At 66.7% G+C, this 16,941-nt stretch carries 18 protein-coding genes; 16 read left to right on the top strand and 2 right to left on the bottom strand.

Annotated elements, in window-relative coordinates; all coding sequences use genetic code 11:
- Positions 1 to 66 precede the first annotated feature (66 nt).
- Together glgX and CKJ82_RS01940 are read right to left on the bottom strand one after the other, a co-directional pair.
- Entirely contained in the window at positions 67 to 2,259 is a 2,193-nt protein-coding gene (glgX, locus tag CKJ82_RS01945; protein ID WP_095534850.1) for a glycogen debranching protein GlgX, read from the bottom strand.
- 39 nt (positions 2,260 to 2,298) lie between these two features.
- Positions 2,299 to 2,886: a TetR family transcriptional regulator gene (locus CKJ82_RS01940; protein WP_095536800.1), complete on the bottom strand. Its 588-nt coding sequence runs from the start codon at positions 2,884 to 2,886 to the stop codon at positions 2,299 to 2,301.
- 226 nt (positions 2,887 to 3,112) lie between these two features.
- Between CKJ82_RS01940 and CKJ82_RS01935 the strand changes: the two genes are divergently transcribed.
- From CKJ82_RS01935 to pyk, 16 genes are all read left to right on the top strand, one after another.
- Positions 3,113 to 3,889: a hypothetical protein gene (locus tag CKJ82_RS01935; protein WP_095536799.1), complete on the top strand. Its 777-nt coding sequence runs from the start codon at positions 3,113 to 3,115 to the stop codon at positions 3,887 to 3,889.
- Positions 3,890 to 3,901: 12 nt separating this feature from the next.
- Positions 3,902 to 4,474, top strand: a complete 573-nt coding sequence (locus CKJ82_RS01930) for a hypothetical protein (RefSeq protein ID WP_133063993.1) — start codon at positions 3,902 to 3,904, stop codon at positions 4,472 to 4,474.
- Between the two features lie 114 nt (positions 4,475 to 4,588).
- Positions 4,589 to 5,902: a histidinol dehydrogenase gene (gene hisD, locus CKJ82_RS01925; protein WP_095536797.1), complete on the top strand. Its 1,314-nt coding sequence runs from the start codon at positions 4,589 to 4,591 to the stop codon at positions 5,900 to 5,902.
- A 2-nt stretch (positions 5,903 to 5,904) separates the two neighbouring features.
- Complete coding sequence (locus tag CKJ82_RS01920) at positions 5,905 to 7,023, top strand: histidinol-phosphate transaminase (protein ID WP_095536796.1); 1,119 nt, start codon at positions 5,905 to 5,907, stop codon at positions 7,021 to 7,023.
- Entirely contained in the window at positions 7,016 to 7,639 is a 624-nt protein-coding gene (gene hisB / locus CKJ82_RS01915) for an imidazoleglycerol-phosphate dehydratase HisB (protein ID WP_095536795.1), read from the top strand. The genes CKJ82_RS01920 and hisB overlap by 8 nt, the downstream gene beginning before the upstream one ends.
- Positions 7,640 to 7,816: a CG2302 family histidine operon protein gene (locus CKJ82_RS11730; RefSeq protein ID WP_158221631.1), complete on the top strand. Its 177-nt coding sequence runs from the start codon at positions 7,640 to 7,642 to the stop codon at positions 7,814 to 7,816. It begins immediately after the preceding gene.
- Between the two features lie 58 nt (positions 7,817 to 7,874).
- Entirely contained in the window at positions 7,875 to 9,119 is a 1,245-nt protein-coding gene (locus tag CKJ82_RS01910) for an MFS transporter (RefSeq protein WP_240510642.1), read from the top strand.
- An 11-nt stretch (positions 9,120 to 9,130) separates the two neighbouring features.
- On the top strand, positions 9,131 to 9,814 hold the full coding sequence (hisH, locus tag CKJ82_RS01905) for an imidazole glycerol phosphate synthase subunit HisH (protein WP_095536794.1): 684 nt from the start codon (positions 9,131 to 9,133) through the stop codon (positions 9,812 to 9,814).
- 29 nt (positions 9,815 to 9,843) lie between these two features.
- Positions 9,844 to 10,599 (top strand): bifunctional 1-(5-phosphoribosyl)-5-((5-phosphoribosylamino)methylideneamino)imidazole-4-carboxamide isomerase/phosphoribosylanthranilate isomerase PriA, encoded by a 756-nt coding sequence (gene priA, locus CKJ82_RS01900; RefSeq protein WP_095277556.1) that lies wholly within the window; start codon positions 9,844 to 9,846, stop codon positions 10,597 to 10,599.
- A 30-nt stretch (positions 10,600 to 10,629) separates the two neighbouring features.
- Positions 10,630 to 11,463, top strand: coding sequence for an inositol monophosphatase family protein (locus CKJ82_RS01895; RefSeq protein WP_338063592.1), 834 nt, complete (start codon positions 10,630 to 10,632; stop codon positions 11,461 to 11,463).
- Positions 11,464 to 11,509: 46 nt separating this feature from the next.
- Positions 11,510 to 12,283 (top strand): imidazole glycerol phosphate synthase subunit HisF, encoded by a 774-nt coding sequence (gene hisF / locus CKJ82_RS01890; RefSeq protein WP_095534841.1) that lies wholly within the window; start codon positions 11,510 to 11,512, stop codon positions 12,281 to 12,283.
- Positions 12,284 to 12,652 carry a phosphoribosyl-AMP cyclohydrolase gene (gene hisI, locus CKJ82_RS01885; RefSeq protein WP_095277551.1) on the top strand — a complete coding sequence of 123 codons (369 nt, stop codon included), beginning with the start codon at positions 12,284 to 12,286 and terminating at the stop codon, positions 12,650 to 12,652. It begins immediately after the preceding gene.
- A gap of 26 nt (positions 12,653 to 12,678) precedes the next feature.
- The gene (locus CKJ82_RS01880; RefSeq protein ID WP_095536793.1) at positions 12,679 to 13,401 is read left to right on the top strand and encodes a TIGR02234 family membrane protein; all 723 of its coding nucleotides are present in this window, start codon (positions 12,679 to 12,681) and stop codon (positions 13,399 to 13,401) included.
- A gap of 73 nt (positions 13,402 to 13,474) precedes the next feature.
- The gene (locus CKJ82_RS01875) at positions 13,475 to 14,311 is read left to right on the top strand and encodes an indole-3-glycerol phosphate synthase TrpC (RefSeq protein ID WP_095536792.1); all 837 of its coding nucleotides are present in this window, start codon (positions 13,475 to 13,477) and stop codon (positions 14,309 to 14,311) included.
- Between the two features lie 59 nt (positions 14,312 to 14,370).
- Positions 14,371 to 15,372: a prolipoprotein diacylglyceryl transferase gene (gene lgt, locus CKJ82_RS01870; RefSeq protein ID WP_095536791.1), complete on the top strand. Its 1,002-nt coding sequence runs from the start codon at positions 14,371 to 14,373 to the stop codon at positions 15,370 to 15,372.
- Between the two features lie 52 nt (positions 15,373 to 15,424).
- Complete coding sequence (gene pyk / locus CKJ82_RS01865; RefSeq protein ID WP_095534968.1) at positions 15,425 to 16,849, top strand: pyruvate kinase; 1,425 nt, start codon at positions 15,425 to 15,427, stop codon at positions 16,847 to 16,849.
- Positions 16,850 to 16,941: the final 92 nt, after the last annotated feature.

The following is a 16,941-nucleotide window of genomic DNA, read 5'->3' as shown; positions in this document are numbered from 1 at the left end:
ATCACAGGCAAATGCGGGTTCGCACTAGTCTACCGGGGCGGTGGGACGTCGATAAGCACCTGCCCCTTAGTCCTCCGGCATCACCGGCGGCTCGATCTGCTTGAGCACCATGGTGGAGCGGGCAGGCACGGTCAGGGTGCCCTCAGCGTCGGCGGGATCGAAGCCGACGGGGTAGCCCAGGGGCTCGGTCGTGTCGATGAGCACCTCCCACTTCGCGCCGAACTTCTGCGGCGGGATGCGGAACTCGATGTCCTCGTAGTGGGCGTTGAACATGAGCACGAAGGAATCGTCCGTGATGCGGCGGCCGCGCGAATCGGGTTCGGAGATCGCGTCGCCGTTGAGGTAGACCATCAGCGCCTTGCCAAAGGCGAAGTCCCAGTCCTTCTGCTCCATTTGCTGCCCGTCCGGGACGAGCCAGGCGATCTCGCGGTCCAGCACGTCCTCACCCAACGCACCACCGGAGAGGAAGCGACGGCGGCGGAAGACGGGGTGGGCCTTGCGGATGGCAATGAGGCGTTTGGTGAAGTCGTGGAGCTCGTTCGCCTCGTCCAGGCGGTCCCAGTTCATCCAGGCGATCTCGTTGTCCTGGCAGTAGACGTTGTTGTTGCCGCCTTGGGTGCGCGCAAACTCGTCGCCGTGGGCGATCATGGGCGTGCCCTGGGACAACAGGAGCGTGGTGAGGAAGTTGCGGCGCTGCTGGGCGCGGAGCTGGCGCACCTCCGGATCGTCCGTCGGGCCCTCCACGCCACAGTTCCAGGAGCGGTTGTGGCTCTCGCCGTCGCGGTTGTCCTCGCCGTTCGCGTCGTTGTGCTTCTCGTTGTAGCTCACCAGGTCATTGAGCGTGAAGCCGTCGTGCGCGGTGATGAAGTTGATCGACGCGGTCGGGCGGCGATCGTTGTGTTGGTACAGGTCCGAGGAGCCGGTGAGGCGGGACGCGAACTCGCCCAGGGTGGAGCCCTCGCCGCGCCAGAAGTCACGCATGGTGTCGCGGTACTTGCCGTTCCACTCGCTCCACAGCGACGGGAAGTTGCCCACCTGGTAGCCGCCCTCGCCGACGTCCCACGGCTCCGCGATGAGCTTGACCTGGCTGACAACCGGGTCCTGCTGCACGAGGTCGAAGAAGGTGGCCAGGCGGTCCACATCGGAGAACTCGCGGGCAAGGGTGGAGGCGAGGTCGAAGCGGAAACCGTCGACGTGCATCTCAGTGACCCAGTAGCGGAGGCTGTCCATAATCAGCTGCAGCGAGTGCGGGTCGCGCACGTTAAAGGAGTTGCCCGTCCCCGTGTAGTCCATGTAGTGGTACTTGTCATCGTCCACCAGGCGGTAGTACGCCTCATTATCAATGCCGCGGAACGCAATCGTCGGGCCCATGTGGTTGCCCTCCGCGGTGTGGTTGTACACCACGTCCAGGATGATCTCCATGCCCGCCTCGTGGTAGGCGCGCACCAGGTGCTTGAACTCGGCCACGGCGTCGCCGGGGTTGGAGGTGGAGGCGTAGTCGTGCTCCGGGGCGAAGAAGCCGAAGGTGTTGTAGCCCCAGTAGTTGCGCAGCCCCATTTCCTTCAGGCGGTCGTCCTGGAAGAACTGGTGGATCGGCAGCAGCTCGACGGAGGTGACGCCGAGGTCCTTGAGGTATTCCACCATTGCGGGGTGTGCCATACCGGCGTAGGTGCCGCGCAGGTTTTCCGGGATGTCCGGGTGCGACTGCGTCATGCCCTTGACGTGGCACTCGTAAATCACCGTTTCCTCGTCGGGGATGCGCGGGCTGCGGTCGTCGCCCCAATCGAAGAACGGGTTGATCACGACCGAAAGCATGGTGTGACCCAAGGAGTCTTCCTCATTGCGGCCGGTGCCGGGTTCCTCAGCGTCCGGGTCGTAGGAAAACAGCGCGGAGTGGGTGTCAAAGGAGCCGTCGAATGCGCGCGCGTAGGGGTCGATGAGCAGCTTGCTCGGGTCGCAGCGCTTGCCGTCAGCCGGGTCCCACGGCCCGTGGACGCGGTAGCCATAGCGCTGGCCGGGGGCGATGCCGGGGAGGTAGCCGTGCCAGATGTGGTTGTCCATCTCTTCCAGGGGGACGCGCGTTTCGGCTCCGTCGTCGTCGATCAGGCACAGCTCGACGGCATCGGCGACACCGGAGAACAGCGCGAAGTTCGTGCCGGCTCCGTCGTAGGTGGAGCCAAGCGGGTATGCGGATCCTGGCCACACGATCGGTGCCTCGGAGGTGGTGGGTGCATCAGAAGGTGCAGAAGGTTCAGTCATGTCGCCCGATCCTAGCCAAATTTGCGCGCCCGGTCCCGGCTACGCGCCCGCCTCGCCCGCCGTGCCTCCCGCGCGTAGCCCCGCCATGAGGAGCGCGATGCCTTCCTCGTGCTCGCGCGTCGCTTCCTCAGCGCCCACCACCGGCCGCTCCCCGGTGGCTTCCGCCAGCTGCGCGCCTGATTGGTACATCGTCGCCGCGCCAAGCGTCATGGTGACCAGGCCCGCCGCCGCTGAGCGAAGGACACTTGCCGGAGCGCCCTCGTTCGCGACTTCCCGCACTGCCTCCTCAAAGACGGTGGAAAGCTCCCCGCGGATGCGCGCTCCCGGCTGGCTCATTGCCGCGAGCACGACCTCGGCGCCATCGCGGATGCCCAGGACGGCCTCCCGGAGGGCGCGCGCGAGCTGTTCCGGCGCGGTCGCCTCCCCCGCGGCGTCGGCTGCAACTGGTCGCACAATCTCCGCGGCAAGGCAGGAGATGAGCTCCTGTTTGTTCTCGATGTGCCAATACAATGCCCCCGGGGCAACGCCGAGTGAGGTGGCCACGCGGCGCATTGAGACGTCCGCCAGCCCGTATTCTGCCAAAATGCGCAGCGCGGATGCGGTAATGGTGTCCCGGGTCAACTGCATAATGCTCCATCGTAACTGTGGTGCAGTCAGGGCACGGGAGGTTCATTGCCCCGATTGCTCACAGGAAGCGCCCAGAATGTTGTCACCTCAACTCGACGATGGCCCCAGCTGGGTGTTGTTAGGATGGTCGAGACAACTTACAAGTATCTCGAGCGTGCGTTCGCGCGTCCAAGAGTGATACGAACCCGGGCGGTCCGACTTCCCGGGAGATGAAGAGAGGTAATTCGTGAGGTTTTCCACCAAGACGACGAAAGCTGCTGCAGCAGGTGTCACGGCAATCGCCCTGACCTTGACACTGTCTGCGTGTGGCTCAGGGGAGGAAACCAAAGGCGGCGGTCTGTCCACGGCAGCAGAGGCCGCCGGGGACAACGGGGCCGACAACACCGAGTCCGTCGACGGCGCCGCGAAGGAATCGGAAAAGAAGTCCGGGGACGACAAGGACCAGAAGGACGGCCAGGAGGCTCAGGACTCCAAGGGCGGGGGTGCCGCGAAGAAGACCTCGGACAAGGACGCCAAGGACTCCGGCGAGAAGGATTCCGGCTCCGACAACCAGGGCGAGAACGGCGATGTGCCCACCATTGCTAACCCGTTTGCGGACGGTGAGTACGAGCAGGTCACCCACGAGCCGATCGCTGGTGGCCAGGATGCGTCGCAGGGCGACATCGATGAGATGACCAAGGTCGTCGAGGCCGTCTCCAACCCGGAGTCGCTCGCTACCTGGACCCGCACGATCCTGGATAACTCCTGCAAGGCCGTGCGCGACCCTGCGATGGAGGAGCTTGAGCGCCAGGGCATGACCCTGGACTCCGTCGAGGAAGCGGCGCGAATGCAGGAAGATGCCGGCATGACCATGGACCTGCCGAAGTCCGAGATTTCCCTGGCTGACGTGCGCGTTGACGGCGACCGCGCCTCCGCGTCCGTGACGGCCAAGAATGATTCCGGCGAGGATACCCAGACCCAGCTCTTCGAGCGCGAGGATGGCCGCTGGAAGCTCTGCAACTAGTCAGCGTCTTCGTTGAGTACTGCATTCGAAGAATCCCAGCCCGCGTCGCGGCCCCGCATCCCGAGGTTCCCAGCCCGGATCGGGGCGGACGCGGGCCTTGTAGTGTGCGCGCTGCTGCTTGGTATTGGCGGCGGCCTCGTGTGGGGCTGGCTGCGCCCGGCGTACGTGGGCACGGCGGATGACGGGAGGCTCGCCATCGACCAGGTGGCCAGTCCGGAAAACGCGGAGTTCGCCGCGACCGGCTGGTTCAGCCTGATCACTCTGGCCATCGGCGTCGTCCTGGCCGTCGTCGCGTTGCGCCAGTTCGCTACTCGACGCACCCGTGGAGGCCTCGGCTCGCTATGTTGGCTCATCGCCTGCGCGGTCTCCGCGGTCCTGACGGTGGCCGTTACCGGCGACGTGCTCGCCGCGGCGCTGCACCCGCTGGACCACGCGAACCTGGCCGACGGCCAGCAGGTCGAGATGGTGCCTCCCGCCAAACTCGGCGCTGCATGGTTGGTCGGCCCGTTTGTCTCCTCCCTGATCTACTGGGCCTTCAATGCGATGTCCCTCGTGGTGGAGCGGGACGAGCCGCCAACTGACTGACGAACTTGCCGCGCGCAGCGGTACCGACCCCTACACTGGAAACGTCCTGGGGCACAGCCACGCAAAGGCCGCGCCCCGTACCTCAAAGCAACGCGAGCGATGTTGGGAGTTTCCATGCTGCACGTCACCGACCTCCGGGACACCACGCCGACGACATCCGAGCTCCGTCGCGCACTACCGCGCGGCGGGACGGACGTGAACGCGGTCCTGCCCACCGTGGCGCCGATGGTGGAGGCCGTGCGCACCGGCGGGGCTGCGAAAGCCCTGGAATACGGCGAACAGTTCGACCGGATCCGCCCCGCGTCGGTGCGCGTGCCCGCCGAGGTCATTGAGCGGGCCGTCGCCGACCTTGACCCCGCAGTTCGTGACGCGCTTGAGCTGGCCATCCAGCGCATCCGCCGCGTCCACGCGGAGCAGAAGCCAGCGGCGCACACGACGCGCCTGGCGGCGTCGGCGCACGTCACCGAAAAATTCGTTCCCATCAACCGCGTGGGCCTCTACGTCCCCGGGGGCAAGGCGGTCTACCCGTCGAGCGTGCTCATGAACGTCATTCCGGCGCAGGAAGCGGGTGCCACCTCCATGGTGGTGTGCACACCACCCCAGGAGGAGTTCGGCGGCTGGCCGCACCCGACCACGCTCGCCGCCTGCTCCTTGCTCGGCATCACCGAGGTCTGGGCGGTCGGTGGCGCACAGGCCGTGGCGCTCATGGCGTACGGCGACGACGCAGCCGAGCTCGAGCCGGTGGACATGGTCACCGGACCCGGCAACATCTTCGTCGCTGCCGCCAAACGCCTGGTCAACGGCGTGGTCGGCATCGACGCGGAGGCGGGCCCCAGCGAGATCGCGGTGATCGCGGACGAGCACGCCAACGCCGAGTACGTCGCGCTGGACCTTATTTCCCAGGCGGAACACGACGAGCAGGCGGCCAGCGTCCTCATCACTGACTCGGAAGCGTTCGCGCGCCGCGTCGACGAGCTGGTGGAGCAGCACTCCACGTCCACGCTCAATGCCGAGCGTGCCCGCAGCGCGCTGGGCGGGGCGCAATCCGGCATCGTGCTGGTGAGCGACATGGACGCCGCGGTCGCCGTGGCCGACGCCTACGCCCCGGAGCACCTCGAGGTCCACACCGCCAACGCGAGGGAGATTGCGGAGCGTGTAATCAATGCGGGCGCGATTTTCGTCGGCCCGTACTCGCCGGTGCCGCTTGGCGACTACGCTGCCGGCTCCAACCACGTCCTGCCCACGTCCGGCACCGCGCGCTTCTCCGCGGGCCTGTCCACCCACACCTTTCTCAAGCCGGTCAACCTCATCGAGTACGACCAGGCCGCGCTGGCGGAGATCGGCCAGGCGATCATCACCCTGGCCGCCGAGGAGCAGCTGCCCGCCCACGGCGAATCCATCCGCGCACGACTCGAAGGAGGCCGCTAACCATGCAGTTTCAGGACGGCACACTCGCCGCGTCCACCGAGCTCGCCGGGCTGCCGCTGCGGGAGGAACTGCGCGGCAAGTCCGCGTACGGCGCGCCGCAGCTCAAGGTCCCGGTCGCGCTGAATACCAATGAGAACCCGTACCCGCCATCGCAGGAGCTTATCGACGCCCTCGTGCAGGAAGTTGCCGCCGTCGCCGGCGCCCTCAACCGCTACCCGGACCGCGACGCGCTCGCGCTTCGCGACGACCTCGCCGCCTACATCAGCGGCCAAACCGGCGTCCGCGTCACCCGCGACAACGTCTGGGCGGCCAACGGCTCGAACGAAATCCTCCAGCAGCTGCTGCAGGCCTTCGCCGGCCCCGGCCGCAGCGCGATGGGGTTTATCCCCAGCTACTCCATGCACCCGATTCTGTCTGCGGGCACGCAAACGGAGTTCATCGCGGTCCCGCGCGGGGAGGACTTCAGGATTGATCTTCAGGCGGCGCTGGTGGGCGTCGATAAGCATGCGCCCGACGTCATCTTTATCACCACGCCGAACAACCCGACTGGCGACGTAACGACCCTGGACGACATCGAGCGGCTCATCCAAGCCGCGCCGGGCATCGTGATCGTGGACGAGGCGTACGCCGAATTCTCGCCGAGCGCTTCGGCGGTGACCCTGCTGGAGCGGTACCCGGAGAAGCTCGTGGTGTCGCGGACCATGTCCAAGGCCTTCGATTTTGCGGGAGGGCGGCTCGGCTACTTCGTGGCGGCGCCGGCGTTTATCCAGGCAGTGATGCTCGTGCGGCTGCCGTACCACCTCTCGGTGCTTGCGCAGGCGGCCGCGCGCGTGGCGCTTCGGTACGCGGGGCAGACCCTGGAAACCGTGGAGAAGCTCGCGCAGGAGCGCGACCGAGTCCAGGCGGGGCTGGAGGAGATGGGCTACGATGTCGTGCCGAGCGAGTCGAACTTCGTCTTCTTCGGGCCGTTTGCCAACGCGCCCGCCGTGTGGCAGGAGTTCCTCGATCGCGGCGTGCTGATTCGCGACGTCGGGGTGGCCGGCCACCTCCGCGCGACCATCGGCCTACCGCACGAAAACGACGCATTTCTCACCGCAGCGAAGGAGGTTTCCCATGGCTGAGTCTCCGGCGCCAGCCGCGCAGCGCATCGGCACCGCGACCCGCACGACCAGCGAGTCCGACATTACGGTGCAGATCAACCTTGACGGCACGGGCCAGGTCGAGGTTGACACCGGCCTGCCGTTTTTTGACCACATGCTCACCGCGTTTGGCACCCACGGTGCGTTCGACCTCTCCGTGCGTGCCCAGGGCGATACGCACATCGACGCCCACCACACCGTCGAGGACACCGCCATCACGCTGGGCTGGGCGCTTATCGACGCCATCGGCAACAAGCGCGGCATCCGCCGGTTCGGCTCGATGCTGCTGCCCATGGACGAGACCTTGGTGGAAGGTGTCGTCGACCTTTCCGGGCGGCCCTACTTTGTCATGCACGGCGAGCCCGAGCACATGGACTGGCAGGTCATCGGCGGGCACTACGCCACCGTGATCAACCGCCACTTCTTCGAGACGCTGGCGTACAACGCGCGCCTCACGCTCCACCTCAATGTGCGCTACGGGCGCGACCCGCACCACATCACGGAGGCGGAGTACAAGGCGGTGGCCCGCAGCCTGCGCCAGGCGGTGGAACGCGACCCCAGTATCTCGGGGGTACCGTCGACGAAGGGGGCGCTGTAGGTGTTTAACGTCGCTGCCGGAATGTGGGTTGTCGTCCTTTTCCTGCTTGCCGGGCTGCTCGCCGGGGGAGTGTGGTCGGCGTATCAACACGGCTCAAAGGCCGTCACAATTGTATTAGCTCTACTCGCTGCGCTGGCATTCGTGTTCGCGCTGTTCAACATGGCAAAGGTGGTGTGAGGTGTCCTTCTTTTCCCGTCGTCCTGTGACTACGGAAGAGATCAATTCCCTAACAAGTGTGTGGCAGGCACGCGGTCTTAAAGCGGTCTTCGTGGCCATGGCGTGCGCGTTCGGCGCGTGGGCCCTGCTCCTGCCCGTCGTTCCCACTGCCGTCCTTGACGCTGGCGGGGGCGAGACACTCGCCGGCACCACGACCGGTGTGTTCATGCTCTTTACCGTCACCACACAGGTATTTACTCCGCGGCTGCTACGAAAGTTTGGCTACACCACTGTGATGTCGGTTTCCGCGTTCCTCCTGGGCTTCCCCGCGGTGGGGTACCTCCTCGGGATGGGGGCGCCCGAGGTGCTCACCATTTCCGCGATTCGCGGCGTGGGATTCGGTGCGCTGACGGTGGCGGAGGCGGCGATCGTCGCGGAGCTGGTACCCATCAGCCTGCTGGGCCGCGCGACCGGCGTGGTGGGCATCATGATTGGCCTGGCACAGATGATCGCGCTGCCCACTGGCATGGCCCTGGTCCAGCGCATCGGGTACGACGCTGTCTACCTGATCGCGGGCGGCGTCGGCCTGCTCGCGCTCGTGGCCTGCCAGGGCATCCCGCCCATCCCGCCGCCGGAGAAAGAAACGTCAGAGACGGACCACATTTACGTGCCGATCTGGCGGTTGGTGCTCGTCCCTGCGCTCGCGCTCATGTTCGTCACCACCGCATACGGTGCGATTACGAACTTCCTGCCGGCGTCGATGCGCGAGCTCGACCCCGTCGCCGGCGCAACCCTGGGCGGGCTCATGCTGGGGTTCATGAACTTCGCCTCCATGCTCTCGCGCTACTACGCGGGCCGCGTCATGGACCGCGTGGGGTACCCGGGTACCGTGATGATTCGTTTCCAGATCACCGCCGCCCTCGGCGTCTTCCTCATCGCCGCGATCCTGGTGTTCCAGCTGTCTGTGTGGTGGATGGTGCTCGCGGCACTGCTGTACGGACTCGGCTTCGGTGCCGTGCAGAACGAGGCGCTGACCATGATGTTCTACCGGCTGCCCCGGTCCAAGACCTCAGAAGCCGCGGCGATTTGGAACGTGGCCTACGACGGCGGCACCGGGCTCGGCTCAACCTTCTACGGCATGCTGCTGACCACGATGGCGTTTTCGCCCATGTTCGGTATTTCCGCGGCGGTCATCATGATCGGCCTGGTGGTGACGTTGCTGGACCGCCAGCTGGGCCGCAACCGCGTGGTTGAGGTGAACAACCTCGCCGCCCGGCTCCAGTCGGTGCAGGCACCGCGCCGCCACCGCCGCCGCGACCGGTAAGATGAGCCACCATGAACGCCACCCCTGAGCGCCCGGACCACGCGACAACGCCGAGCAGTGCCCCCAGCGTCGCCCTGCTTGATTACGGAGCGGGCAATATCCGCTCCGCGCAGCGCGCCCTCGAGCATGTCGGCGCGCAGGTGACCGTCACACAAGACCCGCACGTGGCCGTGGAGGCTGACGGCCTGCTTGTTCCTGGGGTGGGCGCGTTCGACGCGTGCATGCGCGGCATCAACCGCGTCAACGGCGGTCGCGTCATTGGCCAGCGCCTCGCCGGGTCGCGCCCGGTGTTGGGGATCTGCGTCGGCCTGCAGGTGCTGTTTGACCGCGGCGTGGAGCACGGCGTGGACACCAAGGGGCTCGGCGAGTGGCCCGGGGTGGTTGAGAAGCTCGAGGCTTCGGTGCTGCCGCATATGGGCTGGAACACCGTCGAGATCGCGGACAACAGTGAGATGTTCGCCGGTCTGGACCCGCAGACGCGCTTTTACTTCGTGCACTCCTACGGGGTGCGCGACTTCGCGCTGTCCGCCGACGACTACATCGCGTACCCCAAGCTCACCTGGGCAACGCACGGCGACTGCCGGTTCGTCGCTGCGGTGGAGAACGGCCCGCTGTGGGCCACGCAGTTCCACCCGGAGAAGTCCGGAGACGCGGGTCTGGCGCTGCTGGAGAACTGGGTGAACACGCTGCGCTAAACGCGTGGCGGCGCTGCTACCATGTGTGCATGGATTTCACACTGCTGCCCGCCGTAGACGTTGTTGATGGCCAGGCCGTCCGCCTCGAGCAGGGCGAGGCCGGGACGGAGAAGAGCTACGGCGACCCGTTGGAGGCTGCCCTTCGCTGGCAGGAGCAGGGGGCGCAGTGGCTCCACTTCGTTGACCTGGACGCTGCCTTTGGGCGGGGGTCGAATCACGAGATGATGGCGGACATCGTCGGCAAGCTTGATGTGCAGGTGGAGCTGACCGGGGGGATTCGGGACGACGCTTCGCTTGAGCGCGCCCTGGCCACCGGTGCGCGTCGCGTGAACATCGGTACTGCAGCGCTGGAGAACCCGCAGTGGGCGGCCGATGTCATCGCCCGTTTTGGTGACAAGATCGCGGTGGATCTGGCGGTGCGCGAGGAAGCCGGCGAGTGGCGCACGAAGGGCAACGGCTGGACCTCGGACGGGGGCGATCTCTGGGAGGTCCTGGAGTACTTCGATGCGGCGGGGTGCGCGCGCGTTGTGCTTACCGACGTCAGCAAGGACGGCACCCTGACCGGTCCGAACATCGAACTGCTGCGGGAGGTCTCGGCGGCAAGCGACGCTGCGGTGACCGCCTCCGGTGGGATCGCCACACTCGACCACGTGCGGGAGCTGGCCAGCTACGCGGAGGAAGGCATCGACTCGGCCATCATTGGCAAGGCGCTCTACGAGCAGAAGTTCACGCTGACCGAAGCGCTCGACGCGGTGGCACACGCCACGCCCGCGGCCCAGGACTAATTGCGAGACGAAGGAGAAGGGGCACCGCACGTGAGCGAGTTGCACCAGCCCAATTCCAACACCGATGCGGCGGGGACAGGCGTCGACCTTCCCGGGTGCATGGACGCCGCGCGCGACGTGGTAGCGCAAGCTCGCGAGCTCTTCACCGCGCACCTCGGGGCGGTGCCGGCGTTGGATAAGGGGAAGGGGGACTTCGCCACCGAAGCGGACCTGGCCATCGAGGCGCTCCTGCGGCGCCGCCTCGAGTCGGAAACCGGCGTGCCCGTCTTTGGGGAGGAGCAGGGCGGGGAGCTCAACGAGCACGCGTGCTGGGTCGTGGACCCCATCGACGGCACGTCGAACTACTCGTCCGGCAACCCCAACTGCGCGATTCTGGTCTCGCTGGTGGTGCGCGGCGAGCCGGTCCTCGCGCTGACGGACATCCCGCTGATGGACATGCAGCTGAGCGCCGTCGCGGGCGGCCCGGTCATGCTCAACGGGGATGCGTTGCCACCGGTGAACAGCCGGACGGCCTCCGCGTGGCAGGTCGGCGTGGGCTCCGTCGGCTCGGACGACCGGCAGCGGTTCCCCGCCCGGATGCGCCTGGGACTTGTCGGGGCGCTCGCGGAGACGGAGCTGCGCCCCCGCATTTCCGGCTCCGTGGGGGTGGACCTGGCGTTCGTGGCGCAGGGCATCTACCAGGCGGCCGTGAGCTTCTCGCCGCACATCTGGGACAACGCGGCGGGCGTGTGCCTAGCGCGCTGCGCCGGGGCGCGCGTGACCGACGCCGTAGGCAAGCCCTGGCACATGCACTCCGTCGGCGCCCTGCTCGGCACCCCAGAGGCGCACGCTCGGACCCTGAGTACGATGAAGTCCATTGTATAGATAGCCCTGTAGCCCTGTAGCCCTGCCCGAAAGGACGTGCCCGCCCATGCCCGTTGCAATTCGTGTGATCCCGTGCCTCGACGTGGACGAGGGTCGGGTGGTCAAGGGGGTCAACTTTGCCAACCTCCGCGACGCCGGCGATCCGGTCGAACTGGCCAAGAAGTACGGGGAGGCAGGCGCCGACGAGCTGACGTTCCTCGACGTCTCCGCGTCGAAGGAGGGCCGCGGCACCATGTTGGATGTCGTGCGCCGCACCGCGGAGCAGGTGTTCATTCCCCTCACCGTCGGCGGGGGAGTGCGCTCTGCTGACGACGTCCGCGAGCTCCTCCGCGCGGGAGCGGACAAGGTGAGCGTGAATACCGCAGCCATCGCGAACCCGTCGCTGCTGCGTGAACTCAGCGAGGAGTTCGGCGCCCAGTGCATCGTGCTGTCCGTCGATGCGCGGCGCGTCCCCGAAGGCGGCGCGGAACAGCCGTCCGGGTTCGAGGTCACCACCCACGGCGGCACGCGCTCAGCAGGTATCGACGCCGTGGAGTGGGCCCGCACCGGCCAGGACCTGGGCGTGGGTGAAATCCTCTTGAACTCCATGGACGGTGACGGCACGAAGGAGGGGTTCGACCTGGACCTGCTGCGCGCGGTGCGAGAGTCCGTGACGATCCCGGTGATCGCCTCCGGCGGCGCCGGTAAAGCGGAGCACTTCCCGCCCGCGGTCGATGCAGGTGCCGACGCGGTGCTTGCCGCATCGATCTTCCACTTTGGCGAGGTCTCCATCGCCGCGGTGAAGGACGCGCTGCGGGATGCCGGCAAGGAGGTCCGGTAAGTGGACACCCAGCACAGCGATAATCCCGCCGACTATGCGCTCGATCCGGAGATCGCGCAGCGCTTGAAGCGCAACGATGCGGGGCTCGTTCCGGCAGTGGTGCAGGCGGCGGACACCCGCGAGGTGCTTATGATGGCGTGGATGGATGACCACGCGCTGGCCTACACGCTGGCCACGCGGCGCGGGACCTACTACTCGCGCTCCCGCCAAGACTACTGGATTAAGGGACTGACCAGCGGGAACGTGCAGCGCGTGACGGGGGTGCGTCTGGACTGCGACGGCGACACCCTCCTTGTCACGGTGGAACAGACCGGTGGGGCCTGCCACACGGGCGATCGCACTTGCTTTGACGCGGACCAGCTACTCTGACGCGCACGACTACTAAGGAGCACAACATGAGCCAACCGTCGAAGGGCTGGTCCCGCGCGGGCGCGATCGCGCTCGGCGTGGGCGGCGCCGCGCTGTGGGCCTTCGCACGCATGGAATGGATCCAGGTGGACTACCAGGACGACCTCTCCGGCGGAGGCAGCGTGGCCATCCGCGGGGCGGAGTGGTCCACGGAGACGACGGCGGTCGCGTTGCTGCTCATCGTCGGCATGATCGCAGGCGTTGCCCTGCGGCGCTGGGGTCGGCGCGCGGTGGGCATCGTTGGCGCGCTCGCGGGCGTCGGCGGCGCGATTTCGCCGGCGACGACGCTGCTCGGCACGATCGACCCCGAGCGGGTGCACACGCTGCTCAGCGTGGGGTCCGACACCGCGCAGACCGCGCAACAATCCCAGTCATCAGGAGCTGTGATTGCGGAATGGGCCGACATTACTGCCACGACGGTGGCACCGCTCGGGCCGATCGGCGCGCTGCTCGGTTGCCTCGTTGCGGTGGTCGGCGGCGTGCTGCTGGCGGCCAAGCCGGGACAGGACTCTGCGAAGCTGAACAAGTACGAGCAGGAGACGGTGCGCCGCGAGAAGATCCATGAGGACCTCGAAGCACGTCCGGACTCGGGTCGCGTCCTGTGGGACGCGCTGGACGCAGACATCGATCCGACTGAGCAGTTGGGCCAGCCGGAGCACCCGGAGCACCCGGAGCGCCCGGAGCACTCCGTGCGCCGACGGGACCAGTAACCAGGGGAGATTTCGTGCGCAGCGGCCAACCCGTCTATTCTATGGACAACAGTCAAGACTCCTGGAGGTAGTCATGTTGGCACCGCACACGGCTGACGCGCCCGACAAGGTCAACACCGTTGTCGCCAGCGTCCTGCGCGACGTTGCCAAGCGCGAATCTGTCGTTTCCTTCCAGGACATTAAGGCCCGCTCCCGCGCAATGGCGCCAACTCGGGACGCCAAAGCCGCGCTGCTGCGCCACGGGTGCGGGGTGGTTGCGGAGATTAAGCGCAACTCTCCGGTGTTCGGACCGACCGCCGCCACCTACCAGTCCATCGAGGAGGTGGCGCACGCCATCGAGCAGGGCGGGGCGCACCTCATCGCGTGCCAGACGGAGCGCCTGCGTTTCGACGGTTCCCTGGCGGACATGGCGGCCGCCAGGGAAGCGGTGGAGCTGCCCATGGTGTGCAGGGACGTGATCGTTGACCCCTACCAGATCCACGAGGCGCGCTGCTACGGCGCGGACGTGCTTCCCCTCCAGGTGGAGATCCTGGAGCAGGCGAGGCTCACCGCGCTGCTGGATCGCGCGGAGTCGCTCGGCATGGTGGTCATGGCGGAGGTGCGCACCCCAGAGGAGGCGGACCGCGCGCTTCAGGCCGGGGCGAGCGTCATCGCGGTGAACTCGTGGTCGTTTGAGACGAACTCGCTCAACCGCGACGCGTTTGCGGAAATCGCGCCGGGTCTGCCCAGCGAGGTGATCAAGATCAGCCTTGGCGGCGTCGCGACCGCGAAGGACTTGATGGCGGCTGCCGCGTGCGGGGCGGACGCGGTGCTGGCCGCCGAGGCGATCATGAACGGGGGAGACATCTTGGCGGCAACCAGGAAGCTTGCGGCAGCTGGGCAGCACCCGGCCTGCCCGTCGCGGAGGTAGCGTCGATAAGCACGAGGCCCTGTTCGAGATTCGGGGCACTCTCAGGCACACTGTGTGTCGTGGAAACCTTTTATTTGGCAAATATTCCGTCGCCGCCGCAAGGTGTGTGGCACCTCGGGCCGGTGCCGATCCGCGCCTACGCCCTGTGCATCATCACCGGCATCTTCGCGGCGATGTGGCTCGGCGTGCGGCGCTACAAGGCGCGCGGCGGCGACCCGGATGTGGTATGGGACGCGGCCATCGTGGCGATCCCGGCGGGTATCGTCGGCGGCCGTCTCTACCACGTCATCACGGACCATGAGAAATACTTCGGCCCCGGCAAGGACCCTCTGCAGGCGCTCAACATTACCGCCGGTGGCCTGGGCATTTGGGGTGCGGTCGCGCTTGGCACGCTCGCGGTGTGGGCCCTCATGCGGTACCGCAAGGTGCCGTTTGCACCGCTTGCCGACGCCCTCGCGCCCGGTGTTGTGCTCGCACAGGGCATCGGACGACTGGGGAACTGGTTCAACCAGGAGCTCTACGGCGCGGAAACGGATGTGCCGTGGGCGCTGGACATCTACTACCGGGTCGACGAGTCCGGGAAGTTCGCGCCACTGACCGGGCATTCGACCGGCGAGGTCTTGACCAGTGTGCACCCGACGTTCCTCTACGAGCTGGTCTGGAACCTGCTCGTCTGCGCGCTGCTGCTGTGGGCGGACCGCCGGTTCCGCCTCGGGCACGGCCGCGTGTTCTGGCTCTACGTGGCGGGGTACACGTTCGGTCGCTTCTTTGTGGAGCTCATGCGTAGCGACGAGGCGACCATGATTTTCGGGCAGAGAGTCAACACCTGGGTTTCTGCAATTGTGTTTTTGATCGCGGTTATCTTGTTCCTGCGCTTGCCCAAGGGACGTGAAAACGCAGCTCAGGTGCAGTCGACTAGGGGGTCTGGCTCGGTCGGCGGGGAAGCGCAGGAAGATACGGCAGAATGTCCGATTGTGCCCGAACGGTCATCGGAAGACGAAAAGGAGTACCGTTGGAAACCGGAAGCAGGGCCCGGCAATCGCCCCGGTCATGAAGGCTGAGGCGGGGTCGTCGCCCTGAAGAGTTCGTCAACATCCAGATAGGTTGGAGATCGTGGATAGAAGAACAAAGATCGTTTGTACGCTGGGTCCGGCTGTGGCTTCCAAGGAGGGCATCCTCGGGCTGGTCAAGGACGGCATGGACGTCGCCCGCCTGAACTTCTCGCACGGTGATTACCCTGATCACCAGAAGAACTACGACTGGGTCCGCGAGGCGACCGACGAGACCGGTCACGCCGTCGGCATCCTGGCCGACCTGCAGGGCCCGAAGATCCGCCTGGGCCGCTTCAAGGACGAAAAGACCTACTGGGAGACCGGCGAGACCGTCCGCATCACGATCGATGATGTGCAGGGTACGCACGACCGCGTCTCTACCACCTACAAGGGCCTGGCCAACGACGCGCAGCCGGGCGATCGCCTGCTTGTCGACGATGGCAAGGTCGGCCTGGTGTGCGTCGAGGTCGACGGCAACGACGTCGTGTGCCGCGTGACCGAGGGCGGCCCGGTGTCCAACAACAAGGGTGTGTCGCTGCCCGGCATGAACATCTCCGTGCCGGCCCTGAGCGAGAAGGACAAGGCCGACCTGCGGTTCGCCCTGAACATGGGCGTGGACATGATCGCCCTGTCCTTCGTCCGCTCCCCGGCGGACGTCGACCTGGTCCACGAGATCATGGACGAGGTCGGCCGCCGCGTCCCGGTGATTGCGAAGCTGGAGAAGCCGGAAGCGGTTGACGCCATCGAGTCGATCATCCTCGCATTCGACGCCGTCATGGTTGCCCGTGGCGACCTCGGCGTGGAGATCCCGCTCGAGGAGGTCCCGGCCGTGCAGAAGCGCGTGGTCCAGATCGCCCGCGAGAACGCGAAGCCGGTCATCGTAGCAACCCAGATGCTGGACTCCATGATTGAGAACTCCCGCCCGACCCGTGCAGAGGCTTCCGACGTTGCAAACGCCGTGCTGGACGGCGCGGATGCGGTCATGCTCTCCGGCGAGACCTCCGTCGGCGTCGACCCGCACAACGTGGTCCGCACCATGAGCCGCATCGTCCGCTCCGCAGAAGGCACCGGCGAGGTGCCGAAGCTCCAGCACGTCCCGCGCACCAAGCGCGGCGTGGTGGCGTACTCGGCCAAGGACATTGCTCAGAACCTGCACGCCCGCGCGATTGTCACCTTCACCACCTCCGGCGACACCGCCCGCCGCGTGGCCCGCCTGCGCCCGGACCTGCCCATTCTGGTGTTCACGCCGCACCCGCAGGTGCGCTCGCAGCTCGCCGTGTCCTGGGGCGCGGAGACCTTCCTCTGCCGCGACGTCCACTCCACGGACGAGATGATCGAGGTCGTCGACGAGATCCTGCTGGGCATGGACCGCTACGACGAAGGCGACACCATGGTGGTTGTCGCTGGTACCCCGCCGGGAATCTCCGGCAACACCAACACCATCCACGTCCACCAGCTGGGCGAGGATACCCGCAGCCCGCGCTAAGACTTCCGCGCGAACTGCTGCCGCATCGCCCCCGGCTGACGCACTGAAACATGTGCTCAGCCGGGGGCGATGTCGCGTTTCCAGGGACGGAC

This window comes from Corynebacterium gottingense, assembly GCF_002285125.1.
Lineage (GTDB): Bacteria > Actinomycetota > Actinomycetes > Mycobacteriales > Mycobacteriaceae > Corynebacterium > Corynebacterium gottingense.
The sequence above is the reverse complement of the archived record's forward strand: the minus strand, read 5'-3'. Positions and strand labels throughout refer to the sequence as shown.